Origin of the sequence: Paenibacillus glucanolyticus, assembly GCF_037333485.1 — a bacterium.
GTDB classification, from domain to species: domain Bacteria; phylum Bacillota; class Bacilli; order Paenibacillales; family Paenibacillaceae; genus Paenibacillus_AQ; species Paenibacillus_AQ glucanolyticus.
This window is the reverse complement of sequence record NZ_CP147845.1, coordinates 5,032,224-5,057,831: the sequence shown is the minus strand read 5'-3', so window position 1 is coordinate 5,057,831 and position 25,608 is coordinate 5,032,224. Positions and strand designations below refer to the sequence as shown.

The following is a 25,608-nucleotide window of genomic DNA, read 5'->3' as shown; positions in this document are numbered from 1 at the left end:
AGTATTGTGATAATGCTGGTGCAGCTGTTTTTTGCAGTCATCATCGGCATTTATTTTTGGAATTTATTGCGCGGACAGAAAACAAGCAAGACGGCGGTGGATCGGGAATCGCGTAAGGAACTTGATAAACTCCGCAAACTGCGGTCCATATCGTTAACAAAACCGCTGGCTGAGAAAACAAGACCGCAAACCATGGATGACATCGTGGGGCAAAAGGACGGCTTGCGAGCCCTAAAGGCTGCTCTCTGCAGCGCCAATCCGCAGCATGTTATTGTATACGGCCCGCCAGGGGTAGGCAAAACAGCCGCTGCTCGCGTAGTGATGGAGGAAGCGAAGAAGAATCCGCAATCTCCGTTTAAATATGACGCCAAGTTCACGGAAATTGATGCAACAACGGCCCGGTTCGATGAACGCGGCATAGCTGACCCGCTCATCGGGTCTGTTCATGATCCGATTTACCAAGGTGCGGGAGCCATGGGGGTTGCAGGCATTCCTCAGCCGAAGCCGGGAGCGGTGACCAAGGCACACGGAGGAATCCTCTTTATTGATGAAATTGGGGAATTGCATCCGATCCAGATGAATAAGCTTTTAAAAGTGCTGGAGGACCGCAAGGTGCTGCTGGAAAGTGCATATTATAATTCTGAGGATGCCAACACACCTGCTTATATTCACGACATTTTTCAAAACGGCCTGCCGGCCGACTTCCGTCTGGTGGGTGCAACGACACGTTCACCGGAAGAGATTGCTCCTGCACTTCGCTCGCGCTGCATGGAGATTTTTTTCCGACCGCTTCTGCCTGAAGAGATTGGAAGGATTGCAGAGGATGCTATTCAGAAGATTGGGCTGAATTCGGCACCAGAAGCGGTAGAAGTGGTGAAGCAGTACTGTTCCAACGGCCGGGAAGCGGTCAATATGATTCAATTGGCTGCTGGTCTGGCGCTGACCGAAAAAAGAGATTCGCTTCGTGCAGCGGACGTGGAATGGGTCGCCAGCAGCAGTCAGCTTCAGCCTCGTCCGGATCGAAAAATACCGGGGAAGCCGCAGGTTGGCGTTGTTAACGGATTAGCTGTATACGGCCCTAATATGGGGGCGCTGCTTGAAATTGAAGTATCTGCGGTTCCTGTTGAGGAGGGACGGGGTACCTACAATATCACCGGGGTTGTGGATGAAGAGGAGTTTGGCGGAGGCTCGCGGAAGCTGCGTCGTAAGAGCATGGCCAAGGGATCGATCGAGAATGTGTTAACAGTCCTGGGCTCTATGGGTTTTACACCTAAGAACTATGATCTGCATATTAACTTTCCTGGGGGAACGCCGATTGACGGACCTTCCGCGGGTATTGCGATGGCTGCGGCGATTGTATCGGCTATCAAAGGAATTGAGGTTGATAACAAGGTCGCGATGACCGGCGAGATGAGCATTCATGGAAAGGTGAAGCCAATTGGCGGGGTCATCGCCAAAGTGGAGGCGGCATTCCAGGCAGGTGCTACCCGTGTAATCATTCCCAAAGACAATTGGCAAACGTTGTTCCAAGATTTAAGTGGCGGTTTACGGGTAATTCCTGTAGAATCGGTGGACGAAGTATTCGCCCACATTTTTGGCGGATCGTTCGCTCCGGAGGTTGTGCAGCTCCCCGGAAACGAAGTGTTTCCAGCCTCTTCAGCTTCATTGCTGCAGGCAACGCCTCCGCGCAACGGGAAAGTCACGGACGCTGGAGGATGTTAAGTTTCACTTTGTTGGTTTTTTATACGCAGATTTGATAAAATAGGAATAGTGTCAACATTGAGAGCCGTTGGAGGTGCGAAAGCGATGGGACCCAGTAAATTCAAAGGTCGTCGTTTTCCTTTACTGCCTTTAAGAGGTCTTCTTGTCTATCCGAGCATGGTGCTTCACTTGGATGTAGGACGGGAGAAATCGGTAAAGGCTTTAGAAAAGGCGATGGTTGAAGACAATTTGATTCTCCTATGTTCTCAATCGGAAGTGAACATTGAAGAACCGACGCAAGAGGATATTTATCGGATTGGCACAGTTGCGAATGTACGCCAGATGCTTAAGCTTCCTAACGGTACCATACGTGTGCTTGTGGAAGGTATGGAACGGGCGGAGGTTATTGAATATACGGATCAAGAGGAATACTATGAGGTCATGGCTCGCGAGCTGCCTGAAGAGGAGAACCATGACCCTGAAGTTTCCGCATTAATGCGAACCGTACTGTCTCAGTTTGAAAATTATATCAATCTGTCCAAGAAGGTGACACCAGAGACATTGGCGGCCGTTTCCGATATTGACGAGCCAGGTCGTCTGGCAGACGTGATTACGAGTCATTTGTCGCTGAAGATCAAGGATAAGCAAGAAATTCTCGAAACCATTGATGTTCGCAAAAGGCTCGAGAAGCTTCTAGACATATTGAACAATGAGCGTGAAGTGCTGGAATTGGAACGCAAGATCAACCAGCGGGTCAAGAAGCAAATGGAGAAGACCCAGAAGGAATACTACTTGCGCGAACAGATGAAGGCCATTCAGAAAGAGCTTGGCGACAAGGAAGGCCGTACCGGGGAGGTAGAGGAGCTCCGAAGTCAGCTTCAGGAGCTTGAGCTTCCGGAACGTGTGCATGAGAAGGTAGAGAAGGAAATCGACCGTCTCGAGAAAATGCCGGCAAGCTCTGCCGAAGGCGGCGTTATCCGAAACTACGTCGATTGGCTGCTGGCGCTGCCTTGGAGCAGTAAGACCGAAGACGATCTGGATATCGTCAAAGCAGAACAAGTACTGGATGAGGATCATTACGGTCTCGAGAAGCCGAAGGAACGCGTGCTGGAATACTTGGCGGTTCAGAAGCTGGTGAAGAAGATGAAGGGGCCGATTCTATGTTTGGTTGGCCCTCCAGGCGTCGGTAAAACATCGCTAGCCCGGTCCATCGCCCGCTCACTGGAGCGCAAGTTTGTACGTGTCTCCTTAGGTGGCGTGAGAGACGAGGCCGAAATCCGCGGACACCGGCGCACCTATGTAGGGGCTATGCCAGGACGTATCATTCAAGGAATGAAAACAGCGGGTTCGATGAATCCGGTGTTCCTGCTTGATGAAATTGATAAGATGGCTTCCGATTTCCGGGGCGATCCATCTTCAGCACTGCTTGAGGTGCTCGATCCGGAGCAGAACAACACATTCAGCGATCATTTCGTGGAAATTCCGTTTGATCTGTCCAACGTCATGTTTGTTACGACGGCGAACGTGCTTCATAACATTCCCAGACCGCTCCTTGACCGTATGGAAGTGCTGTACATTCCAGGATATACGGAGCTGGAGAAGCTGCAGATTGCGAACCGTTATTTGCTGCCTAAACAAAAGAGCGAGCATGGGCTTGAAGCAGAACAGCTGATACTGGACGAGGAAGCTCTGATGAAGGTGATTCGGGAATATACCCGTGAATCCGGAGTCCGCAATTTGGAGCAGCAGGTGGCAGCGCTGTGCCGCAAGGCAGCCAAACAGATTGTGACCCATGCATCGGAATCTATTGAGATTAAGGCTGAAGATATCAAGGAATATCTCGGAATTCCGAAGTTTCGCTATGGCATGGCCGAGCTTGAGGATCAAGTGGGCACGGTCACGGGGCTTGCGTGGACGGAAGTGGGCGGCGAGACGCTGACCATTGAAGTTACGGTGGTGCCTGGAACCGGCAAGCTGACCCTGACGGGTAAACTTGGTGATGTGATGAAGGAATCGGCTCAGGCTGCCTTCAGTTTTACTCGCTCGAAGGCGGTGGAGCTGGGTATTGATCCGGATTTCCACGAGAAACTCGATGTTCATATCCATATCCCGGAAGGAGCCATTCCGAAGGATGGTCCATCAGCCGGAATTACGATTGCCACGGCTCTTATTTCATCTTTAACCAAACGGCATGTAGCCCGCGATGTGGCCATGACGGGGGAAATTACACTTCGGGGACGCGTTCTTCCGATTGGTGGCTTGAAAGAGAAATCTCTGGCAGCCCACCGTGCCGGCTACAAAAAAATATTACTCCCTAAGGATAACGAACGTGACTTGCGTGATATACCTGACAGCGTGAAGAACGACGTTGAGTTCGTTCCGGTATCCCATATGGATCAGGTTCTGGAGCATGCGCTCGTTGAACAAGCGGGAGTGCACTAGAGAGGAAAGTCTAAATTATGAAAGTTACGAAAGCCGATTTTGTCATCAGTGCTGTCGTACCTGCCCAATATCCTGAAGACGCCTTGCCGGAAATTGCTCTGGCAGGGCGTTCCAACGTGGGCAAGTCATCACTGATTAACCGTATGATAGCTCGTAAAAATCTGGCGCGTACCAGCTCTACGCCCGGCAAAACGCAGCAGCTCAACTATTATCGGGTGAATGATGACCTGTATCTGGTCGATTTTCCCGGCTATGGGTATGCGAAGGTGTCCAAAACGCAGCGTGCCGCCTTTGGCGAAATGATTGAGCGGTATTTGCTTAACCGGGAAGAGCTGAAGCTTGTCCTGTTGATCGTGGACATGCGTCACCCGCCGTCAAAAGATGATATCAGCATGTATGAATGGCTGCAGCATTACAACCGTCCGGTATGTGTGGTTGCAACCAAAGCGGATAAAATCCCGAAAACACGCCGTCAGAAGCATGTGAAAATCGTTAAGGATACACTGGGCTTTAAGCCCTATCATTCATTCGTGATGTTTTCATCTGAGCTCGGACTGGGTAAAGATGAGTTATGGGCTATTATGGAGTCTCATATGGGGACTCAGCACGAAGAGGAAGAGTTATCCCTTGATTCGGGAACTGAAGGCAATGAACAAGCCTGATCCCGTTTGTTTGATGATGTTTTTTTCAAGGGTGATATAGGGAATCGGTGCATTCTTTACAGGAAAGTGAGCATCTTGTGGGAAATGTCAGTCTGATTCCGGCTAATTCCGTTTTTTTATGAAATATGATGGATATTCTCATTCGGACGGCAGGAAAGACCGCCTGGGTCTGCTGTATAATGGTAGTAAGTTAAAAGAATTGAGGGAGATTTTTATGGCTCAGCGGTTAGCCACAGAATATGTTAATGCCACAATGCAAATGACGGATGTTCAAATGGATCAATTTCTGCAGTATACCCAAGCTTTCCGGGTTACGAACCGGGTAAAAGTCATGGATAGCGGAGAGCAGGAGTTTGTGCTCGAAGATGAAAGCGGGGAAGAAGTTCATTTGCCCTTTGAACGCAAGAATGGCTTGTACGTCTGTGAGCTGTCGTGCCGATTGGTCACTCCTCACCTGACAAATGCCGTACGCAAACTGTTTGCGGCTTTTAAAGGATCAGGCAGAGTGAATCGGATTTATCGCGGTTTTACGATGAGCTACGACTACCACGCTGGAACGGTGCACAGAATTACGCAGATTGCCGGAAGCGACAGCATTGTTATTTATGAGTACAAGAATACGGCAGGCGAGTTGCAGCGTCTCTTCAACAGCAATGAAGCAGAGAAAGAGATTGAATCCATCCAGTACCATATCAACGTGCTTTTGGACCAGCGGATTGCAGCAGGGAATGATAAACATATTACTCAGACTATAGATGAACGGCTGCGACGGTTTAATCAACGGTTATTTGTGCTAGAAGCCTAGGGAAGGCTGCCCGTAAGGGGCGGCTTTTTTTATGCGCTTTTTTAAATGTATACATTTGTTTCTTGTATGTTTATGAATATAAATGATGATAAGATCCATTTGGTCGTTCTCTGGCACCAAGTTGTGCAGACACACATATATTGAGCTGTAAAATATTTATGGGTTAATTTTAAAAAAGGTGTTGCAATTAAACGTCATAGATGTTATTTTTAATCTCGTTGAAAAGAATATAGGAACCAGGATTCACTCAGGACATGTAATGTTGCGAGAGATTATTCCCTCGGGAAGTGAATGACGTAGGTCCTAGCGGATGAAATTTTTCAAACATTTTATTCCTAGGAAGGGGGAAACCGGAAGATGGAATACTCAACTTTCGGAAGACACGTTGCTGTTGATACTTGGGGAGTCGATTTTGAACTATTGAACAGTGCAGAATTTTTACAAGCTCAGATGGTGGAAGCCGCTGAAGCATGTGGAGCAACGGTATTGTCCGTCCAATCCAAGCAGTTTGAACCACAAGGTGCTACTGTGCTGGTGTTGCTGTCGGAAAGCCATCTCTCGATTCACACTTACCCTGAGAGAGGTTTTGCTGCGATTGACTGTTATACCTGCGGGGAGACAGTAGATCCGCAGTTAGCTATTGACTATCTGGTATCCGCTTTGAAACCTGAAAAATGCTATGCTAAGAAACTCGTGCGCGGACTCGGCGAAATGACTGTCGAAACGCCAGAGATGAAACAGGCTGAGCTCGTTTAATTAGCCTCTTAAAAAATGTGTATACTGATAACCATGGATGTTTCCATGGTTATTTATTTTGAAGAGACGAGTAAGCGTGACAACAAACGAAACGTATTCCTCTGAAAGCCGCTTTCGAAGAAATTACACGTATATATCAAGTGTTCTCTATCCACAATAGTAAGGTATTACGGAACAGTTAAGAATGTTTATGAATGGAATGATGAAGTATGGGGATTTCATAAACATTTCATAAAATAGACAAGAGTGCTCAGCATACTGTGATATAATGAACAGGGTCAAGACAGTCCGTTGTGAACGGCAAAACTACTCGGAGAAATAGGCAGGTGAACATGCAATGCACATCGTCGTTGTTGGGTTGAACTATCGCACGGCGCCTGTGGAGGTCAGAGAACGCTTTACATTCTCGGATGAAGACATGCCTGAGGCGTTACAGCAGCTTAATTCGACCAAGAGCGTATTGGAGGGCGTCATTGTCGCTACCTGCAACCGTACTGAGATTTATGTTGTGGTAGACCGCCTTCATATGTGCGGCTACTTTATCCGCAGCTTCATGGAACAGTGGTTCGGCATTAATCGTGAAGAATTTACACAGCACCTCTATATATATGAAGACGAACAGGCAATTTCCCATCTGTTTAAGGTCACTTGCGGTCTGGATTCCATGGTCATTGGAGAGACGCAAATCCTGGGACAGGTGCGCAATGCTTTTTTGACGTCGCAGAAGAATCAGGCGACCGGTACGTGGTTTAATATGTTATTCAAGCAGGCCGTTACGCTTGGCAAACGTGCTCATTCCGAAACATCGATTGGGGAGAGTGCGGTATCTGTCAGTTATGCTGCGGTTGAGCTGGGCAAACGAATTTTTGGTACATTTAACGATAAAAAAGTGATGATTCTCGGCGCAGGCAAAATGAGCGAGCTCACGGTCAAACATCTGTACGCCAACGGAGCTGCAGAAGTGATTGTTGCCAACCGCACGCTCGGCCGTGCGGAGGAGTTAGCCCGCAAGTTCAAAGGCACGCCGTGCACAATTGTCGAGGCTGTAAATTCACTGAATGACGTCGACATTGTGATTAGCTCAACGGGAGCTAATGAATATGTTCTGAATGCGGAGCGGGTTAAAGAGAGCATGAAGAAACGTCAGTCCCGTCCGTTGTTCATGATTGATATTGCGGTTCCCCGGGATATCGATCCGACGGTTGGCGATCTGTCCAACGTATTCTTGTATGACATTGATGATCTGGAAGGCATCGTAGAGACCAACATGGAAATGCGCCGTGTGGAAGCAGCGAAGATTGAAGTGATGATTCAAGAAGAGATGGAGGCATTCCACACATGGCTGAAGACGCTCGGTGTCAGACCGGCGATTCGGGCCTTGCAGGAAAAATCCAATGTTATTCATGAAGAAACGATGGAAAGTTTGTTCAACAAGCTTCCGGAACTGGATGAACGCCAGCGGAAAGTCATTCGTCGGTTGACCAAGAGCATTGTCAACCAGATGATGCATGATCCGATTAACCGGATCAAAGAAATGACGGGCGGCAAGCAGGGCGGAGAAGCACTGGAGTATTTTTCACAAATCTTTGCGCTGGAAAGCCTGATCGAAGAGAAGGAGCAGGAAGCCCGCAGCAACATCAAGAAAGCAGCTGCACCCGTTAAAGCTGAACGGATACCGAATGCTGTAGATCAGCAGGCAGAAGAGAAACCGCTTAAGGTCTCTCTGGCCCCAGCCACCCTTTGAGGAGGGTGAGTTCATCCCATGCTGTTAAATATAATTTATATCACCGGCATTTGTATCTATGCCCTGAGCCTTCTGTTTTATATCTCGGATTGCATTTCACGCAATTCGGTGGCGAAGCGGATAGGCACAGGGCTTCTTGTCATTACAGCACTCTTTCAATCTGCCGGAATCGGCATCCGAGCCATGGAAGGCGGACATCTTCACTTTCCGGTATTTACGCTGTTTGATTTTCTCTTCCTGCTGGCATTCTGCATATCCATTACTTCGATTGCGCTGGCCTACATGAAGCGTTCGGAATTCGCCGTCCTGCTGATGAACCTTGTAGGGTTCAGTGTCATGCTGATCAATCGGTTATGGTTCACGACAGGAGACAACGCCATGTACAGCTGGGAGACGGAGCATCGTCTGCTGCTGGTCCATATCGCCCTGGCGAGTGTCAGCTTTGCTGCATTAACCGTTGGGGCTGTGTTTGCAGCGATTTATATGTTTTTGCATCGGAAGCTGAAGCACAAGCAGTGGAACGATACGATGCGCCGGCTGCCAAGCCTGGAGAAACTGGATATTTACTCGTATAAAGCGCTGATGGCCGGGACAATTATTTTGGTGGCGTCGCTCATTTTAGCGGCGATGTCGGTGGCAATGGCAGGACGCTGGACCTTGTTTCTGGATATCAAGGTACTGTCTACACTGACGGCACTTGCGATGTATATCGTTTATTTTGTTAAACGCCGTTTATGGAGAAGATCGGGCAGGGAAGCGGCCATATGGGCATTAATCGGGTATGGATTTATCATCCTGAACTTTTTTTTGAATGCGTGGTCCGCTTTCCACAGTTGGTCAGGAGTGTGATGGCAGAATGGCGTATGATGAATACGTACCCGTGCTGTTGAATTGCAGAGGACGTTCATGCTTGATTATCGGCGGTGGCAAGGTGGCGGAGCGCAAAGCACTCACCTTGCTTAATGCCGGGGCAAGCGTACATATTGTAAGCCCTGTATTAAGAAGCGAGGCGCTTCAACGCTTAGCAAAGAGCAAGGTTCTTCAATGGACGGACAGAAAGTACAGGCCCAGTGATTTGGACGGGGCTTTTCTGGTTCACGCTGCAACGGATGATTCCCAGCTCAACATGAAGATTGCAGAGGATGCCGACAGTCTTGGAATATTAGCCAATGTAGCCAGTAACGGCGAGGCCGGAACGTTTATTTATCCGACCGTGATGCGTCGGGGACGGCTTACGCTGGCTATATCCACATCGGGAGCGGGGCCGAAGGTTTCACACGATATTCGTGAGCGGCTGGAAGAACAGTTCGGGCCTGAGTATGAGGACTATTTGGATTTGTTATACAGGATGCGTTCGATGATTAGGGAAGAGGTAGAGTCTGCAGAAGTACGCAGGCGGCTGCTCGACAAGGTATATCGCATGGATGTCCTGAGCGAGATTCGCCGCGGAGGTTACGTACCCTGGAATTCGGACAAAATCAAGCTATGGATCGAGAACAATCAGGAGGAATGAAGATGCGCACAATTGTGGTTGGGAGTAGACAAAGTGCCCTCGCACTGACACAGACGGGACAGGTTATCGATGATTTGAAGCGTTTAGCGAAGGAGCACGGTTTGGATTATGACTTTACCGTCAAGAAAATCGTCACCAAAGGCGACCGCATTCTGGATGTCACCCTCTCCAAAGTAGGCGGCAAGGGGTTGTTTGTTAAAGAAATCGAGCAAGCAATGCTGGACGGGGAAATTGATATGGCTGTTCACAGCATGAAGGATATGCCTTCTGTTCTGCCCGAGGGTCTGGTATCCGGCGCGGTGCCGGCAAGAAAGGACCCTCGTGACTGCTTGATCTCCAAGGAAGGAGCGACGCTGGATGACCTGCCTCAAGGTGCCAAGGTGGGGACGAGCAGTCTGCGTCGTTCCAGTCAGCTTAAGGCATACCGCCCGGACCTGCAGATCGATTGGATTAGGGGAAATATCGATTCCCGTATTCGCAAAATGGAGGAAGGCGAATTTCAGGCCATCATTCTGGCGACCGCAGGCCTCCAGCGCATGGGCTGGGAGGACCGGATCACTTCGCATTTGCCGGTTGAAATCAGTCTGCCTGCCGTAGGCCAAGGCGCACTTGGCATTGAATGCCGTGAAAATGACTCGGAGCTCCTGCATCTGTTGTCACTTTATAACGATGAGGTCACCGCAAGAACCGTTGCGGCTGAACGCAAGTTTCTAAGCGAGCTGAACGGTGGATGCCAAGTGCCTATTGGGGCTTATGCCATCCTGAAGAATGTGGACACAGGAGATTCCCGCGGAGAACAAAACGTTATACAATTAACAGGAATGGTAGGTTCTCCTGACGGCGAGATCATATTGAAGGAAAGCGCGGAAGGAACCGACCCTGAATCGCTCGGAGTGGAAGTAGCTGCAAAGCTGAAAGCCAAAGGAGCGGAGAAGATTCTGGCACAAGTTAGGGGCTGAGGGGATGGCAGGTAAGGTTTATCTGGTGGGAGCAGGTCCGGGCGATGCGCGCCTGATTACGATTAAAGGCAAGGAATGTATTGAAAAGGCGGATGTCGTGGTGTATGACCGATTAGCCAGCCCTCGGTTGCTGCGGTGGACGAAGCCCGGGGCGCAGAAGGTTTATGTGGGCAAGCTTCCGGATCGGCATACGATGAAACAGGAGCAAATCAATCAGCTGCTGGTTGATTTTGCTCTGGAAGGCAAGACGGTTGTCCGCTTAAAGGGCGGTGATCCGACCATCTTCGGAAGAGTGGGCGAAGAAGCGGAGCTGTTGTACCGTCATGGCATTTCCTATGAGATCGTGCCGGGAATTACTTCGGCAATCAGTGTGCCGGCTTATGCAGGCATTCCTGTGACACATCGCGATCATGCCTCCTCCTTATCCATCATTACAGGACATGAGAGTCCGGAGAAGCTGGATCGTATGATTCAGTGGGATAAGGTTACCCATGCAACAGGAACTTTGATTTTTATGATGGGCGTGGCCAAGATCGGTTATATCAGCCGTCAACTGATCAAGCACGGCAGATCGCCGGAAACGCCAGTGGCTCTTATTAGATGGGGAACCCGTGCAGAGCAAGATACGCTGACGGGAACGCTGGCAGACATTGAGGATAAGGTCAAGGCAGCGAATTTTCAGCCGCCTGCCGTTATTGTGGTTGGGGAGGTTGTGCTTCAGCGGGAGCGACTGAAGTGGGCGGAACGACTGCCTCTGTTCGGCAAGCGGATTCTGGTCACAAGGGCTCGAAGCCAGGCCAGCTCATTGGTGTCGCAAATTGAGGATTTGGGCGGAGAACCCTATGAGTTCCCTGTTATCGAAACGGTAATGCCTTCCTCAGATGAAATACTTGCCGGAATTCAACAAGCGCTGGACAAGCTGCCTACGTATGATTGGGTGTTCTTCACCAGCGTCAACGGGGTGGAGTTTTTCTTCCGTCACTTGAAGGAGAATGGGCGGGATATTCGTTCTTTGGCCGCTGCCCGCATCGTTGCGGTTGGTCCGGCTACAGCTGATGCCCTCGGCAATTACGGCATTACAGCCGAGGTGCTCAAGGAGCGTTTTCAGGCGGAAGGCCTTATTGATGCTTACGGCTCTGAGCTCCAGCCAGGTCAGCATGTGCTGCTGCCTCGCGGGGATTTAGGACGCAGGTGGCTGCCGGAGAAGCTGGCGGATATGGGACTGCACGTGACCGAAGCCGTGACCTATGAGAACGTGCTGTGCGGGGAAGACGATGAGGAACTGCTGAAGCTGCTTCAGGAGGGCGGCATCCATGCGGTTACGTTCACCAGTTCTTCTACGGTCACAAATCTGTTCCAGTTGTTGAAGCGAATGGGCGTAGCGCATCCTGCCGACTTACTGAAACAATCGGCAATTGCTTGCATTGGTCCATTGACTGCTCAGACGGCTGAGGAAGCGGGACTGTCCGTATCGCTTCTTGCCGAAGAAGCGACTGTGGATAGTCTGGTAAGTGCCCTATGTGCCTGGAACGAGGACGATCCACGGCGTGCTTCGCAATAATATTCTTTTTATATACATGAACAAAAGTACATCACTTGGAGGTATTACGCCATGAGTTTTCCAATCGTACGCCATCGCCGGCTGCGTCAAAATGCCGGCATTCGCAGCATGGTTCGCGAGACCGTGCTTCATGCAGAGGATCTGGTTCAGCCGATCTTCGTAACCTACGGAAGCGGCATTAAAAACGAAATTTCGTCGATGCCGGGAGTCTATCATTTTTCTCTGGACACCTTGAAAGAGGAAGTGGATGAAATCGCAGGGTTAGGCATACCTGCCGTGCTTCTGTTCGGTATACCTGAAACCAAGGACAGCGTAGGCACATCCGGTTTTGCGGAAGACGGTATTGTTCAAGAGGCTACTCGTCTCATAAAGGCGTGGTACCCGGATCTTTTGGTCATAGCGGACACCTGCTTATGCGAATTTACCGACCACGGCCACTGCGGCATGGTGCATACCTTCGAGCGTGACGGGCACACCTGCGGCGATGTGTTGAATGATGAATCGCTGGAGCTGCTCGTACGAACGGCGGTATCCCAGGCCAAAGCTGGCGCCGACATCATTGCGCCATCCAATATGATGGACGGTTTTGTGCAGGCGATCCGTGCGGGGCTTGATGATGCCGGATTTTATAATGTGCCGATCATGTCCTATTCGGTTAAATACGCCTCGGCCTTTTACGGGCCGTTCCGTGAAGCGGCCGATTCTGCTCCGCAGTTCGGTGACCGGAAGACCTATCAGATGGATCCGGCCAATGTGAGGGAAGCCCTTCGCGAGGCAGAAACGGACGTGCTGGAAGGTGCGGATATGCTGATGGTGAAGCCTGCGATGGCTTATCTGGACGTGGTCAGATTGCTCAGAGACCAGTTCGACCTGCCGATTGTAGCCTACAACGTTAGCGGCGAGTATTCCATGATCAAGGCGGCTGCCCAGCAGGGATGGATCAGTGAGCAGGCGATTGTGATGGAGCTGCTTACAGGAATGAAGCGCGCCGGTGCGGATATTATCATTACGTATTTCTCGAAGGATGCGGCACGCTGGATGCGCAGCCTGTAACCATTAACGATTAAAGAGTAAGGAGTGCATAATATGAGCCAAGATTTTCGGAAAGAAGATTTGTCGCGTTCTGCTTTTGAGGAAGCCAAGCAATATATTCCCGGTGGCGTGAACAGTCCGGTACGTGCGTTTAAGTCTGTGGGTTTAACACCGATTTATATCGAGCGTGGAGAGGGCAGCCGGGTATATGACATTGACGGTAACAGCTTTATCGATTACGTGGGTTCGTGGGGGCCGCTTATTATGGGTCATGCCCATCCTGAGGTCGTTGATGCCCTGCAGGAGACGGCGGCAAAGGGTACAAGCTTCGGTGCCCCGACACTGTTGGAAACCGAGATGGCTAAACTTGTCTGTGAGCGAGTTCCGTCGATCGAGGTTGTACGGATGGTGAACTCCGGTACGGAAGCGACGATGAGCGCTATCCGTCTGGCGCGTGGTTACACTGGACGCAGCAAAATCATCAAATTCGAGGGCTCCTATCACGGTCACGCCGATAGCCTCCTCATCAAGGCCGGATCTGGAATTGCAACCCTGGGCCTGCCTGATAGTCCAGGCGTACCGGAAAGCGTGGCTGTTAGCACGATTGCGATTCCGTATAACGACCTTGAATCGGTCCAGCTTGCTTTTGAACGGTTTGGCGAAGAGATCGCAGCTGTAATCGTTGAGCCGGTAGCAGGCAATATGGGCGTAGTTCCTCCTCTTCCAGGATTTCTGGAAGGCTTGCGCAAGGTGACCTCCGATTACGGCAGTGTGCTTATTTTTGATGAGGTGATGACGGGATTCCGGGTCGATTTGAATTGTGCTCAAGGACGTTATGGTGTCACACCGGATTTGACATGCCTGGGCAAAGTGATCGGCGGCGGCTTGCCCGTCGGTGCTTACGGGGGCAAGCGTGAACTGATGGACCAGATTGCTCCGGCAGGACCAATCTATCAGGCGGGAACGCTGAGCGGAAATCCGCTGGCCATGGCTGCCGGTTACACTACCTTGAAGCTGTTGACGCCAGCAGTCTATGAGCAGCTGGAGGAACGGGGCGCCCGGCTTCAGGCCGGACTCGAGTCCAATGCAAAGGAGTTCGGAATCCCGTTGTCCGTTAATCGGATAGGCTCCATGGTATGTCCTTTCTTTACGAATACGCCAGTGGTGAATTTCGATACGGCCAAGACGAGTGATCTGGATATGTTCCGCCGATATTTTGCGGCCATGGTTCAAGAGGGAGTCAGCGTTCCTCCTTCCCAGTTCGAGGGCATGTTCATCTCGGCAGCCCATACGGTGGAGGATATCGATGCCACCATTGAAGCGAACCGCAGCGCCTTCAAGAGCCTATGAGTTACAAGGGGAACTGGAGTAAGAGGGGCGAATGGCTGGAGCTGACACCTGGCAAGGTGCTGTTGAGCCAGCCGGATCGGGAACAGGCCGCTGCCAAGTGGCTTCTCGAGACGTTCGGAATGCCCGAGAAGCTGTATCGCAAGCTGCGCCATGAGCAAGGGATACAATGGAGAGGGGACCGGCTTCGGCTGGTCCTTTTTCCTTATCGCGATTACGGCATCGAACCGAGATGGCAGGAACTGCACGTATTGCATGAGGATGAGTTCTGTCTCGTCGTGAACAAACCGGCCGGTATGGCCGTCCACCCCGATCAGGAGAGCGAGGAAACAACGCTGAATCATGTTGTAGCCGCTTATTACGAAGCAGAGGGGATTCATACGGCGGTCCGGCATATTCATCGTCTGGATAAGGATACAACCGGTCCTGTGCTGTATGCCAAGAATGAATACGCACAGCTGAAGCTTGATGAAGCGATGCGAGAGAAGAAGATTGTGCGGATTTATGCTGCTATCGTACAGGGCAGGGTAGGACAGGAGCTTAAAGTGATCGACCTGCCGATCGGCAAGGACCGTTATCACTCAAGCCGCCGTAGAGTGTCATTAACCGGCCAGGCTGCCATAACGCATATTCTCTCCTCTGAGGTATACCCGAGGGCCAGCTTGTTGAATATCAGTCTTGAAACCGGTCGTACGCATCAAATCCGGGTTCACCTTAGTCATATGGGACATCCGCTCCTGGGAGATTCCTTGTATGGGGGACCGGCACTGTTTTCGCGCCAGGCGCTGCATGGTGAACGCTTGCTGTTTCATCATCCTCTAACAGGTGAGAGGGTCGAGGTACAGGCCCCATGGCCTCAGGACATGATGGAATTAAGAGAGTTAATCATAGAGGGATCCTGACGGTAGAGGATTTTGCAAAATCCTGAATAAATCTGTAACTTTCACGCAACAATTCGCAAAAAAGTCATGCTCTCCTGTTTTCGGCATATAGATAAATTGAGTGGCGAAACTTAGGCTCATGCCGTGATAACAGATCACGGATAGTATATGCCAAAAAGGAGGACATTCCCGTGTTTGACCAGTCCTACGGATTGCGGTTTGATATTTACGAGCGTATTAATTTAACGGAAGATTTGCCGGGAATCGAAGAATTGGAAGAGGCGGAGTTGATCCCGCACATTCAGGTGATCAGCCAGCAGGATCAGGCCACACTTCGGGGGCATCTGCTTCTCGCAGGCCTGTATAAAGGTGACACTGAAGCAGGAGAAACCGAGCCGCTCGAGCACTGGATTCCGGTCGAGATCACGGTTCCGCTGAACCGGGTATCTTCTTTGGATGACATCGCAGTTGAGATTGAGAATTTTGATGTAGATTTGCTATCCAAGCGCAGCTTGAATATTACAGGGGTTCTTTCTCTCAAAGGAATTCAGGCGGCGGCACCGGGTTCCCGGGATCAGGTATGGGCCAATGAGGAATTCACAGTGGTACATGCTCCTGAAACGCCTAATTTCTATTCGAACGGCGAGCAGCAGTTTACTGCCAATCCGTATGAGCAGCTGCAAGGCGGAGGAGCTGGTGAAGATACAAATTCGGCTTCACCTCCCTATTTTAACGAAACTCAGCCAAGGGCCAACGTGTCGGGGACGGATGCGCGCACACAGCAGTATTTAGCATCCTGGGCGGAGTATGAGAATCAAATTCAGGATGCGGAAGAGCCAGCTGGCGCTGAAGGCTTCTCCAGTGATCAGGAAGCCCGGGACACCGTCGAATATGCCTTACATAATGAGACGGAAACGATCCCTCAGGCAGCTGAGCCTGAGCCGTCTATTCCAAGTGTATGGCAATTCGAGCGGGTAACGCCTCAGCCGGAGACGGTTCAGGAAGAACCGGCAGCAGATTTCCCAGGCATTGTTGAACGCAAAGGCGAAGAGGTGGAAGCCGTACCGGTGCTGGAATCATCGGAAACGGAAGAAGCTCAGCCTGTTTTTGCCGAGGGGGCAGAGGCTTCAGAGGATATAGCCGAGGAAATCTCCGCTAAACCCGAGGAGGTCACGACGAAGCCGGAGCTGAAAGTTGCCTTCAGTACAAAGAACAGCACCACAAGTACTTCGGGCGTAGGTTTCTCTTCATTGCTTCAATCGAGCAGAACGGTGCAGGATCAGGACCAAGCCGCTCGGGACGAGGAAGAAGAAGCCGAAGAGCTGGTGGAGTCCGCTGCGTCCGAGGATGTGGAGTGGAAAAGTCTCTTCCTTGGCAACCGACATGAGGAAACTCCATTCCGCAAGGTACGGATGTGCATTGTTCAGCGTGAGGAGACACTCGATCTGATTGCGGAGCGCTATCAACTGACGCCGCGGGAACTTTTGTTATACAACCGCATGTCTGAACAGAATGTCGAAGAAGGCCAGGTCTTATACATTCCCCAGTAATCGAGGGGGTTCATCGTACAAGAAGAAAGCGGGTCAAGGTGGGAAATCCTTGGTCTGCTTTTTGTTTTACAGAAACAAGGATGGAAGCAAATGAGGGAGCTAACACGGAAGTATTTTCAGTAAGTCATAATATTTGGATTGGACAGGTATGATGTTTAAATTCTTCGGAAACACTCGAAATATTGACTATATGCAACAACCACGGTATATTTGAATAGTATATGTACAGGTATTCCAAAAGCTAGAACAACGTTGAACGGGAAGAGTAGGAAGGTATGGCCTTCAGAGAGCGGAATTGCTACCCAGCGCTGTGAGATTCCGCAGGAACCAGCTTGCCGAAGTCGCCCCGGAGTTGCGGACTTGAGTTAGAGTAGGGATCGTTTACTACCCTGGTTAGGGTTCGCCGGCCGCAGCCGTTATCTGCGTAAAGTGTCGTGCTTGACGCTCCTTCATGTTCTTCACGGGAGGACAACGGTTGATAAACAATCGTAAGCACGAAACAAAGGTGGTACCGCGAGAGAACAGTCTTTCGTCCTTTGAGGACGAGGGGCTTTTTTTGTTTCATGCCAAAAATGCTATCATGGGCCGCTTCTCAAGGCTAAAACATTTCTGGTTGGCAAAACTGATTAACAGTGACGGAGGTACGAAAATATGGATCAAAAACAAAACCAATCCCAGTTAGAAATGCCAACGACGTATGATCCGAAGGCAGCCGAGCAAAAATGGTATCCGTACTGGAAGGAAGGCGGCTTCTTTGAAGCTGGCAAACGTCCGGACGCGGAGCCTTACACGATTGTGATTCCTCCTCCTAACGTTACGGGAATGCTTCATATCGGCCATGCTCTTGACTTCACGCTGCAGGATATTCTCATTCGCGTGAAGCGGATGCAGGGATATGATGCGCTCTGGCTGCCTGGTTCTGACCATGCGGGCATTGCAACTCAAACGAAGGTGGAGCAGAAGCTTCGCGAGGAAGGTGTTACCCGTTACGATCTGGGACGTGAGAAGTTCCTGGAGAAGGTATGGGAATGGAAGGATCTGTACGCGAATACGATCCGGGATCAATGGTCCAAGATCGGCCTGTCGCTGGATTATTCCAGAGAGCGTTTCACGCTGGACGAAGGTTTGTCGGAAGCGGTTCGCGAGGTGTTTGTTAAGCTCTATGACAAAGGCCTTATCTACCGCGGCAAACGTATCATTAACTGGGATCCGGCCGCGCGTACGGCATTGTCCGATATTGAGGTGGAGTACAAAGAGGTCAATGGACATTTGTACCATTTGCAATATCCACTAAAAGACGGCAGCGGCTTCATTACCGTAGCTACGACTCGTCCAGAGACGATGCTCGGTGATACAGCGGTAGCTGTTCATCCGAAAGACGAGCGGTATAAAGACATGATTGGCAAAACGCTGGTACTGCCGATTGTCGGCCGGGAAATCCCGGTTATTGCCGATGAGTATGTGGAGAAGGATTTTGGCAGCGGAGCCGTTAAAATTACGCCTTCGCATGATCCGAACGATTTTGAGATGGGACAGCGACATAACCTGCCGCAAATTACGGTGATGGATGAGTCCGGTACGATGAACGAGTTTGCCGGCAAGTACCAAGGTCTTGACCGCAGCGAATGCCGCAAGCAAATCGTGAATGACATGAAGGAATCGGGTGTATTGCTTCGAGTTGAAGATCACGTGCATCAGGTTGGTCACAGTGAAAGAACCGGCGCGGTGGTTGAGCCTTACCTGTCCACGCAATGGTTTGTTAACATGCAGCCGCTGGCACAGGCAGCCGTAGAGGCGCAGAAATCCGGCAAGGGCGTTAACTTTGTGCCTGACCGGTTTGAGCGAACCTACCTGCACTGGATGGAGAATGTACGCGACTGGTGTATCTCTCGTCAATTATGGTGGGGCCACCGGATCCCGGCATGGTATTCCGAGTCCACCGGTGAAGTGGTTGTTGCCATGAATGAAGAGGAAGCGCGTGCGAAGCTTGGCAAGGATGATCTGAGACAGGATGAGGATGTGCTGGATACCTGGTTCAGCTCGGCGCTCTGGCCGTTCTCGACCATGGGCTGGCCGGATCTGGACAGCGAGGATTTTAAACGTTATTATCCGACCAACGTTCTCGTAACAGGTTACGACATTATTCCGTTCTGGGTATCACGGATGATCTTCCAGGGGCTCGAATTTACGGATCAAATGCCGTTCAAGGATTCCCTGATTCATGGCCTGGTTCGGGATAGCGAAGGCCGCAAGATGTCCAAGTCGCTTGGCAACGGCATCGACCCGCTTGAAGTTATCGAGCAGTACGGCGCAGACGCCATGCGTTATATGATCTCAACGGGCAGCACGCCGGGTCAGGATCTTCGTTTCCGCTGGGAACGCGTGGAGCAGGCTCGTAACTTTGCGAACAAAATATGGAATGCATCGCGTTTTGCGCTCATGAATTTGGAAGGCTTCACCGCCGCAGATATCGACATTTCCGGTGAGCTGGGAACGGCGGATCGGTGGATTTTGCACCGCCTGAACGAAACTTCCCGCGACATTACGCGTCTAATTGATGCCTACGAATTTGGCGAAACCGGTCGACTGCTCTACAATTTCATCTGGGATGATCTCTGCGACTGGTATATTGAGTTTGCGAAGCTGTCCCTGTACGGGGAAGATCAAGCGGCCAAGAAAAAGACGCAATCGGTGCTTGCTTATGTTCTGGACCGCACGATGCGTCTAATCCATCCGTTCATGCCGTTCATCTCCGAGGAGATCTGGCAGCATCTGCCGCATGAGGGAGAGACGGTTATGCTGGCTTCATGGTTGACCTATGATCCGGCATTCGAGAACACGGAAGCCGTTACCGAAATGAACCTGCTCATGGATGTTATCCGCGCTGTACGTAACATCCGGGCGGAAGTGAACGTACCGATGAGCAAAAAAGTTGAATTGCAACTAAAACCGGTGAGCGGGCAGATCGCCAGCATCATCGATCGCAATGCGGATTATATCCGCCGCTTCTGCAACACGTCGGAGTATCAATCCTCACTTGAGCTGACGGCGCCAGATAAAGCCATGACCGCCGTGGTTACAGGGGTTGACATGTATTTGCCACTCTCCGGTTTGATTGATATCGCTCAAGAAATCACGCGTCTGGAGAAAGAAATTCAGCACTTGAACAGTGAAGTCGAGCGTGTGGAGAAGAAGCTGAACAATCCTGGCTTCGTGTCGAAAGCACCCGAGAAGGTGATTGAAGAAGAACGCGCGAAGCTTGTGGATTACTCAGACAAACGCAGTAAAGTTATTGCACGCATCGAAGAATTGAGAGGCTGAAGCAAGATGAATCTGGACCAGAAGGTGAGAGCGATGGGTGATCAATCGGCAGCTGCAGTGGCGGCTCCGTTCCAAACCTATGAGGAAGCGGTGGCTTGGATTAATGGGCTGATTCCGTTTGGAATCCGCCCTGGCATGGATAGAATTCTGCGATTGATGGAGCTGCTTGGCCATCCAGAGCGTCGTTTAAAATTTATTCACGTGGCTGGAACGAACGGTAAAGGCTCGACGTGCGCTTTTTTAACAAAAGTGCTGCTTCAAGGGGGATTCACGGTAGGTACCTATACCTCTCCCTATATTACGAAGTTTACCAATCGGTTTCAGTTTAACGGCGAGGACATACCGGAACAGACGCTGCTTGAGCTCGCTAATCGACTGCAGCCGCTTGTGGCTGAAGTAACAGAGACGGGGCTGGGGTCGCCTACAATGTTTGAGGTGTCCACGGCACTAGCGATACTGTATTATGGCGAGGTTGTTTATCCGGACGTCGTGGTATGGGAGACGGGGCTTGGCGGTCGGCTTGATGTGACCAATATTGTTCACCCTATCATCTCGGTGATCACGAACATCGGAATGGATCATACCGACGTATTGGGCGATACCATTCAGGAGATCACCAGGGAGAAGGCGGGCATTATCAAGCCTGGAGTCCCTGTGGTGAGTACGGTAACTCAGCCGGAAGCCGTCGAAATTTTGAAGGAAACGGCGGAGAAAAACCGCACAAGCCTGTATCTCGTCAATGATCAATTCTCTTATGCACGATTGCATGGGGATGAGGAAAGTCAGGTCTTCCATTTCCACGGACCGTTTCGGGATATGGATCTTGCCATCTCGATGCTGGGTGAGCACCAATGCGCCAATGCCGCGCTTGCCATGATGACACTGGAAGTGCTTCGTCAGTATATGGCCTTTATCGTGGATGAGGAAGAATTGCGTACCGGGTTTAAAGAGACTTTCTGGGCGGGAAGACTGGAACAGGTGTTGTCTTCTCCAAGAATTGTTCTCGATGGCGCGCATAACCCCGAAGGGGCTGAATCCTTGGCTAAAAGCCTGCCGCAGATCTATAAGTACCGGAAACTGAACTTAATGATGGGAATACTGGCAAATAAGCATCATGAATCGTATTTGCAGCATATACTGCCAATAGTGGATACGCTTATCCTGACTGAACCGGATTTCCGGAAGAAACTGGACGCCAAGGCGCTTGGTGACATCGTAGAGCAGGTAAGGGAGAAATATGCCAAACACACACTGCAAATCATCATAGAACCAAATTGGAAAAACGCACTTGAAGAGTTGAAGTCACGGACGGAAGCGGAGGATCTTGGGGTGGTGTCGGGCACGTTGTACCTGATTGCCGACGTGCGTTCCAACCTCCTGGGCCTTTCCGATTCTGAAAAAGGTTGGTGATATCTGTTGAATACATCAGAACATGTTCATTTTATCGGAATTGGCGGCTACGGGATGAGCGCCATTGCACGAGTCATGCTGGAGATGGGTTACAAAGTCACGGGTTCTGACGTGGCATCGCAAGAATTGACAGAAAAGCTGGCGGCCAAGGGCGCCAAAATATACATTGGACATACCGCAGAGCAAGTCCAGGGTGCAGACCTTGTGGTTTACTCAACGGCTTTGTCCAAAGACAATGTGGAGCGGGTGGAAGCCGAGAAGCTGAACATTCCTGTTCTGCACCGTGCGCAGATGCTGGCACGTCTTTTGAACGAACGAAAAGGGGTTGCGGTAGCAGGCGCACACGGCAAGACAACTACCTCGTCCATGATTGCGCTTGTGATGGAGGAATGCGGTGTTGATCCGACGTTTATCATCGGCGGGGAAATTATGAACGTTGGCACGAATGCCAAAGCCGGTGAGGGCGAGCATGTGGTGGCCGAAGCGGATGAGAGCGACGGTTCATTCCTTCAATATCATCCGTGGCTGGGCGTTGTACTGAATATAGAGGCTGATCATCTGGAGAACTATGAGGGGGATTTCAATCGCCTTAAGGCTGCTTATGTGCAGTTCCTCAGCCAGATCAAGCCAGACGGCACGGCCGTGGTCTGCGCGGATGATCATAACATTCAGGCCATCTTGCCTGATCTCAAGTGTAACGTAACGACATACGGCATTCATTCGGATGCGGAGTATACGGCAACCAACCTGGTGCTGGGAGACCGGCAAGTTAGCTTCATGATGCTTCATAACGGAATGGAGCTTGGAACTGTGGAGCTGTCCGTACCAGGTAAACATAATGTCTACAATGCAATGGCGACGGTGATTTGCTGCTTGAAGGGCGGAATCTCGTTTGAAGCGATTGTAGAGGCTATCGTCAAATTCAATGGAGCCAAACGCCGCTTCCAGGTGCTTGGCGAAGCAGATGGCATTCTGGTAATTGACGATTACGCGCATCACCCGACGGAGATAGAGGCAACGATCAGTGCTGCAAAAGCTACGGGTAAACGGATTATCGCCGTATTCCAGCCGCAGCGGTACTCGCGGACCTTTTTCCTTCTGGATGCGTTTAGCCGCGCGTTTAGTGAAGCGGATGAAGTGATCATTACCGACATTTATTCACCTGCCGGCGAGAAGCAGATCGAGGGTATCAGCTCTGGAAAATTGGTGGAGCTGATTGTCCAGAACAGCAATGCGGGTGCTCGTTATTTGCCTACCAAGGAAGACGTCTTGAACGATCTCAAAGACCGTGTGAAGGAAGGCGATCTTGTGCTCACGATGGGCGCAGGCGATATATGGAAGGTTGGAGCTGCCTTGGCAGATTCCATTAAAGGCAAGAAGTGATTTATCTTTCTTGCGCACAATCTCTTGCTGCTTCACCGCATCAGGGGATTGCTCAGTTGTCTGAGTGAAGGCACGGCTGTATGTCGTACTTTGAAGCGGGCTAATCGGGATTATCTCCTGATTAGCCCGTTTGTTTTATCTGCACACTCATAAGTTGCCAAGCTTGATCATATAGCTAGGTGTAGAAGGACAAGTGAGGTGTGTGGATATGAACAAAGCACGGATGACGATTCGTTTCGATCACGATCCGCCCAAGGATCGGAGCAAAGAACCTTTGCATGAGGAACGCGATTTGAGTCAAAGGGTTTCATCAGGACACAAGGATCAAGTCTATGACCCCAATCTTTCCAAACAGGATCACCTCCGCATTGTACCGCCGCTGCAGGAAGAGGAGGACGGGCATGCCTTCGACGTAAACGATCAAGACTGGCGGCAATCGCGTAATAACCGGACCAAGGGGCGACTGGCTGAGGAGAGACGACGGCTCGATCATTCAAACAGCTGGTATCAGAGTGATACCCCTGAGTATACAGATACATATCCGGAACTGGATGAGGATCTCCACCATCCCCACGAGCACGATTATTCCGGGGGGCGGGACGGCGGGACGAATAATTCCAACTGGGATCTTGGACCGGAATCCGGTCTATATGATTCTCCTGCCGATGATTACGGTTATTATCGTTCGCGCAAACCAACGTCCTTCTGGAAGATGGCTGTTTCTGTGTCCGCAGCTGTTATTACGGGTTTGTTGTTCGGATACATGGTCTTGTCCATGTTTAACGGCGGGAGCGCGGGAGAGGACACGGTTTCCGAGCAGATTGAAGGTAATGACGTAGTCAATCAAACACCGGCTGATCCATCCGAAGGAACGGTGACGCCCTTGTCGTCTGATCTGCCCCAAACGGCGCTTCAATTCCCGGGGCAAGCCTTCTATATGCTCCAATACGGCGTATTCAGCACGCCGGAGCGGGCGGAGCAAGCGAAGGGGGAATTGCTGCAATCGGGCATTGCAGCGGGAGGGGACCTGGATGAGGAGAACCGCGTTTATGCAGGCATCTCACCGGACCGCGAGCAGGCCAAGCTGCTCAGCAATCAGTTGAAGGCTGAAGGCGTTGAATTATATGTAAGAGAGATATCGCTGCCTCAATTAGAGTCTGCCTCTTTTAGCGGTGAAGAGCAGACGTTGACGGACTATTTTACGATAAGCGGCAAGCTGGTATCGGAGCTTAGCAAACTTTCGGCATCCCTGTTGGGGATGCAGGAGGCGGGAGCCGTTGCGGCAGACCATATGAACACCATCACGAATCTGCATCAGCAGTGGATCCAATCGGTGCAGCAGCTTTCGGCAGGATTGGGTCCTGAGACCGGGGCTGTGCTGCCGGCCATGCAGCAGTCGATGAACAGCTCGATCACAGCGCTCTCTGAATATAACAAAAATCAATCCAAGGGGCATTTGTGGGAGATTCAAACAGGCATGATGAACTATGTCATGGGTCAAAAGAAACTCCTGGATGGCCTATAAATTCAAATTAACGTAAAATCCGGCGTGGAATTGGAAATAGTTCCCCATGCCGGATTTCTGTTTGTATTGCTTATCGATTCACCGTATAATAATTAGGGTGTCAAAATATGGCGAGGGAAGAGGATGCATGAAGAAAAACAAAGGAATGCTCATCTTGTTTTTGCTGCTCGGGTGGCTGACCGGATCATGGCTTGCCAAGGCGCTTCTGCCTGTTAAAGCCCTGTCCTTTCTAACGTCTTCCACATCAATCAAGTGGTCGCCTCAAGCTGATTTTGACATTATTCGTTATGACATTAACCTTGAACTTAAAGTTTGCCTGCTCAGCCTGCTTGGCATTATTGCTGCCGTTTGGCTGTACCGCAGACTCTAAGACATGACAAAGGAGATTATCCCCCTTGAATGAGAAGAGAAACCGCCGTATTATTTTGGCTTCCACCTCTCCTCGGCGTCAGGAATTGATTGCCTCCCTTCGTATCCCTTTTGAGATTATGCCCAGTGAAGCAGATGAGGACACCCCGCAAGGGTGGTCGCCAGAGCGAATTGTGGAATCACTGGCACTGCGTAAAGCGGAAGCGGTACTGCGCAAGCTGACGGATGATCCGGAAGATGGTATCATTGTGGGAAGCGACACGATTGTAGTTGTAGATGATCATGTTCTTGGGAAACCGGCGGATCAGGCTGACGCGGCAAGGATGTTGTCCATGCTTCAAGGACGGGCTCACTTCGTATACACGGGTGTGGCTTGTGTCGATCTGAGATCAGGTCGTAATCAGGTTTCTCACCGTGTGACAACCGTAAAGATGAAATCGTTAAGCAATGACGCGATCGCGGCTTATGTAAAGAGCGGGGAACCTGCTGACAAAGCAGGCTCGTATGCGATTCAAGGCCTGGGTGCAACCATCGTGGAAGGAATCGAAGGCGACTATTTTAACGTAGTCGGTCTGCCGCTTTCTTTGCTCTCGGACATGCTGTCTGATATGGGGATGGATGTACTAACCGATTCATAGATATAGAAC

At 50.7% G+C, this 25,608-nt stretch carries 20 protein-coding genes and 1 other annotated feature; all 20 genes read left to right on the top strand.

The features are described from left to right. Nucleotides 1–12: 12 nt before the first annotated feature. The 20 genes from lonB (at nucleotide 13) to WDY75_RS23685 (ending at nucleotide 25,599) form a co-directional block, all read left to right on the top strand. Nucleotides 13–1,722: an ATP-dependent protease LonB gene (gene lonB, locus WDY75_RS23780; RefSeq protein ID WP_409348338.1), complete on the top strand. Its 1,710-nt coding sequence runs from the start codon at nucleotides 13–15 to the stop codon at nucleotides 1,720–1,722. Between the two features lie 84 nt (nucleotides 1,723–1,806). After that, nucleotides 1,807–4,143, top strand: coding sequence for an endopeptidase La (lon, locus tag WDY75_RS23775; RefSeq protein ID WP_006208783.1), 2,337 nt, complete (start codon nucleotides 1,807–1,809; stop codon nucleotides 4,141–4,143). Nucleotides 4,144–4,160: 17 nt separating this feature from the next. Then, the gene (yihA, locus tag WDY75_RS23770) at nucleotides 4,161–4,805 is read left to right on the top strand and encodes a ribosome biogenesis GTP-binding protein YihA/YsxC (protein ID WP_063478859.1); all 645 of its coding nucleotides are present in this window, start codon (nucleotides 4,161–4,163) and stop codon (nucleotides 4,803–4,805) included. 214 nt (nucleotides 4,806–5,019) lie between these two features. Further along, on the top strand, nucleotides 5,020–5,610 hold the full coding sequence (locus WDY75_RS23765) for a hypothetical protein (RefSeq protein WP_006208785.1): 591 nt from the start codon (nucleotides 5,020–5,022) through the stop codon (nucleotides 5,608–5,610). 357 nt (nucleotides 5,611–5,967) lie between these two features. Next, nucleotides 5,968–6,366, top strand: coding sequence for an adenosylmethionine decarboxylase (speD, locus tag WDY75_RS23760; protein WP_006208786.1), 399 nt, complete (start codon nucleotides 5,968–5,970; stop codon nucleotides 6,364–6,366). Nucleotides 6,367–6,703: 337 nt separating this feature from the next. Continuing rightward, the gene (gene hemA / locus WDY75_RS23755) at nucleotides 6,704–8,110 is read left to right on the top strand and encodes a glutamyl-tRNA reductase (protein WP_036641382.1); all 1,407 of its coding nucleotides are present in this window, start codon (nucleotides 6,704–6,706) and stop codon (nucleotides 8,108–8,110) included. Nucleotides 8,111–8,128: 18 nt separating this feature from the next. After that, entirely contained in the window at nucleotides 8,129–8,959 is an 831-nt protein-coding gene (gene ccsA, locus WDY75_RS23750; protein ID WP_036641385.1) for a cytochrome c biogenesis protein CcsA, read from the top strand. Between the two features lie 7 nt (nucleotides 8,960–8,966). Then, nucleotides 8,967–9,623, top strand: a complete 657-nt coding sequence (locus WDY75_RS23745; protein ID WP_063478860.1) for a bifunctional precorrin-2 dehydrogenase/sirohydrochlorin ferrochelatase — start codon at nucleotides 8,967–8,969, stop codon at nucleotides 9,621–9,623. 2 nt (nucleotides 9,624–9,625) lie between these two features. Continuing rightward, nucleotides 9,626–10,582 carry a hydroxymethylbilane synthase gene (hemC, locus tag WDY75_RS23740; RefSeq protein WP_036641390.1) on the top strand — a complete coding sequence of 319 codons (957 nt, stop codon included), beginning with the start codon at nucleotides 9,626–9,628 and terminating at the stop codon, nucleotides 10,580–10,582. A 4-nt stretch (nucleotides 10,583–10,586) separates the two neighbouring features. Further along, entirely contained in the window at nucleotides 10,587–12,143 is a 1,557-nt protein-coding gene (gene cobA / locus WDY75_RS23735; RefSeq protein WP_006208791.1) for a uroporphyrinogen-III C-methyltransferase, read from the top strand. Between the two features lie 51 nt (nucleotides 12,144–12,194). Further along, entirely contained in the window at nucleotides 12,195–13,196 is a 1,002-nt protein-coding gene (hemB, locus tag WDY75_RS23730; protein ID WP_006208792.1) for a porphobilinogen synthase, read from the top strand. 33 nt (nucleotides 13,197–13,229) lie between these two features. After that, nucleotides 13,230–14,525, top strand: coding sequence for a glutamate-1-semialdehyde 2,1-aminomutase (gene hemL, locus WDY75_RS23725; RefSeq protein ID WP_063478861.1), 1,296 nt, complete (start codon nucleotides 13,230–13,232; stop codon nucleotides 14,523–14,525). Then, on the top strand, nucleotides 14,522–15,424 hold the full coding sequence (locus WDY75_RS23720; protein WP_063478862.1) for an RluA family pseudouridine synthase: 903 nt from the start codon (nucleotides 14,522–14,524) through the stop codon (nucleotides 15,422–15,424). Before hemL ends, WDY75_RS23720 begins: the two co-directional genes overlap by 4 nt. A gap of 170 nt (nucleotides 15,425–15,594) precedes the next feature. Beyond that, nucleotides 15,595–16,953: a LysM peptidoglycan-binding domain-containing protein gene (locus WDY75_RS23715; RefSeq protein ID WP_082834311.1), complete on the top strand. Its 1,359-nt coding sequence runs from the start codon at nucleotides 15,595–15,597 to the stop codon at nucleotides 16,951–16,953. Nucleotides 16,954–17,196: 243 nt separating this feature from the next. After that, nucleotides 17,197–17,493: a binding site (T-box leader), on the top strand. A gap of 111 nt (nucleotides 17,494–17,604) precedes the next feature. Continuing rightward, nucleotides 17,605–20,274 (top strand): valine--tRNA ligase, encoded by a 2,670-nt coding sequence (locus WDY75_RS23710; RefSeq protein ID WP_063478864.1) that lies wholly within the window; start codon nucleotides 17,605–17,607, stop codon nucleotides 20,272–20,274. A 33-nt stretch (nucleotides 20,275–20,307) separates the two neighbouring features. Further along, nucleotides 20,308–21,684 carry a folylpolyglutamate synthase/dihydrofolate synthase family protein gene (locus tag WDY75_RS23705; protein ID WP_172964070.1) on the top strand — a complete coding sequence of 459 codons (1,377 nt, stop codon included), beginning with the start codon at nucleotides 20,308–20,310 and terminating at the stop codon, nucleotides 21,682–21,684. Nucleotides 21,685–21,690: 6 nt separating this feature from the next. Then, entirely contained in the window at nucleotides 21,691–23,067 is a 1,377-nt protein-coding gene (gene murC, locus WDY75_RS23700) for a UDP-N-acetylmuramate--L-alanine ligase (RefSeq protein ID WP_006208798.1), read from the top strand. 208 nt (nucleotides 23,068–23,275) lie between these two features. Beyond that, on the top strand, nucleotides 23,276–24,592 hold the full coding sequence (locus tag WDY75_RS23695) for an SPOR domain-containing protein (protein ID WP_036641431.1): 1,317 nt from the start codon (nucleotides 23,276–23,278) through the stop codon (nucleotides 24,590–24,592). Nucleotides 24,593–24,719: 127 nt separating this feature from the next. Next, nucleotides 24,720–24,962: a DUF4321 domain-containing protein gene (locus tag WDY75_RS23690; RefSeq protein WP_006208800.1), complete on the top strand. Its 243-nt coding sequence runs from the start codon at nucleotides 24,720–24,722 to the stop codon at nucleotides 24,960–24,962. Nucleotides 24,963–24,987: 25 nt separating this feature from the next. After that, nucleotides 24,988–25,599: a Maf family protein gene (locus WDY75_RS23685; protein ID WP_006208801.1), complete on the top strand. Its 612-nt coding sequence runs from the start codon at nucleotides 24,988–24,990 to the stop codon at nucleotides 25,597–25,599. Nucleotides 25,600–25,608: the final 9 nt, after the last annotated feature.

What these genes read in the sequence shown, in the direction of transcription:
- cobA (WP_006208791.1), top strand. Translation starts at nt 10,587, where the DNA reads ATGGCAGGTAAGGTTTATCTGGTGGGAGCAGGTCCGGGCGATGCGCGC.
- WDY75_RS23745 (WP_063478860.1), top strand. Translation starts at nt 8,967, where the DNA reads ATGGCGTATGATGAATACGTACCCGTGCTGTTGAATTGCAGAGGACGT.
- WDY75_RS23710 (WP_063478864.1), top strand. Translation starts at nt 17,605, where the DNA reads ATGGATCAAAAACAAAACCAATCCCAGTTAGAAATGCCAACGACGTAT.
- ccsA (WP_036641385.1), top strand. Translation starts at nt 8,129, where the DNA reads ATGCTGTTAAATATAATTTATATCACCGGCATTTGTATCTATGCCCTG.
- hemC (WP_036641390.1), top strand. Translation starts at nt 9,626, where the DNA reads ATGCGCACAATTGTGGTTGGGAGTAGACAAAGTGCCCTCGCACTGACA.
- hemB (WP_006208792.1), top strand. Translation starts at nt 12,195, where the DNA reads ATGAGTTTTCCAATCGTACGCCATCGCCGGCTGCGTCAAAATGCCGGC.
- WDY75_RS23695 (WP_036641431.1), top strand. Translation starts at nt 23,276, where the DNA reads ATGAACAAAGCACGGATGACGATTCGTTTCGATCACGATCCGCCCAAG.
- yihA (WP_063478859.1), top strand. Translation starts at nt 4,161, where the DNA reads ATGAAAGTTACGAAAGCCGATTTTGTCATCAGTGCTGTCGTACCTGCC.
- WDY75_RS23705 (WP_172964070.1), top strand. Translation starts at nt 20,308, where the DNA reads ATGGGTGATCAATCGGCAGCTGCAGTGGCGGCTCCGTTCCAAACCTAT.
- WDY75_RS23690 (WP_006208800.1), top strand. Translation starts at nt 24,720, where the DNA reads ATGAAGAAAAACAAAGGAATGCTCATCTTGTTTTTGCTGCTCGGGTGG.
- speD (WP_006208786.1), top strand. Translation starts at nt 5,968, where the DNA reads ATGGAATACTCAACTTTCGGAAGACACGTTGCTGTTGATACTTGGGGA.
- hemA (WP_036641382.1), top strand. Translation starts at nt 6,704, where the DNA reads ATGCACATCGTCGTTGTTGGGTTGAACTATCGCACGGCGCCTGTGGAG.
- lon (WP_006208783.1), top strand. Translation starts at nt 1,807, where the DNA reads ATGGGACCCAGTAAATTCAAAGGTCGTCGTTTTCCTTTACTGCCTTTA.
- WDY75_RS23720 (WP_063478862.1), top strand. Translation starts at nt 14,522, where the DNA reads ATGAGTTACAAGGGGAACTGGAGTAAGAGGGGCGAATGGCTGGAGCTG.
- WDY75_RS23765 (WP_006208785.1), top strand. Translation starts at nt 5,020, where the DNA reads ATGGCTCAGCGGTTAGCCACAGAATATGTTAATGCCACAATGCAAATG.
- hemL (WP_063478861.1), top strand. Translation starts at nt 13,230, where the DNA reads ATGAGCCAAGATTTTCGGAAAGAAGATTTGTCGCGTTCTGCTTTTGAG.
- lonB (WP_409348338.1), top strand. Translation starts at nt 13, where the DNA reads ATGCTGGTGCAGCTGTTTTTTGCAGTCATCATCGGCATTTATTTTTGG.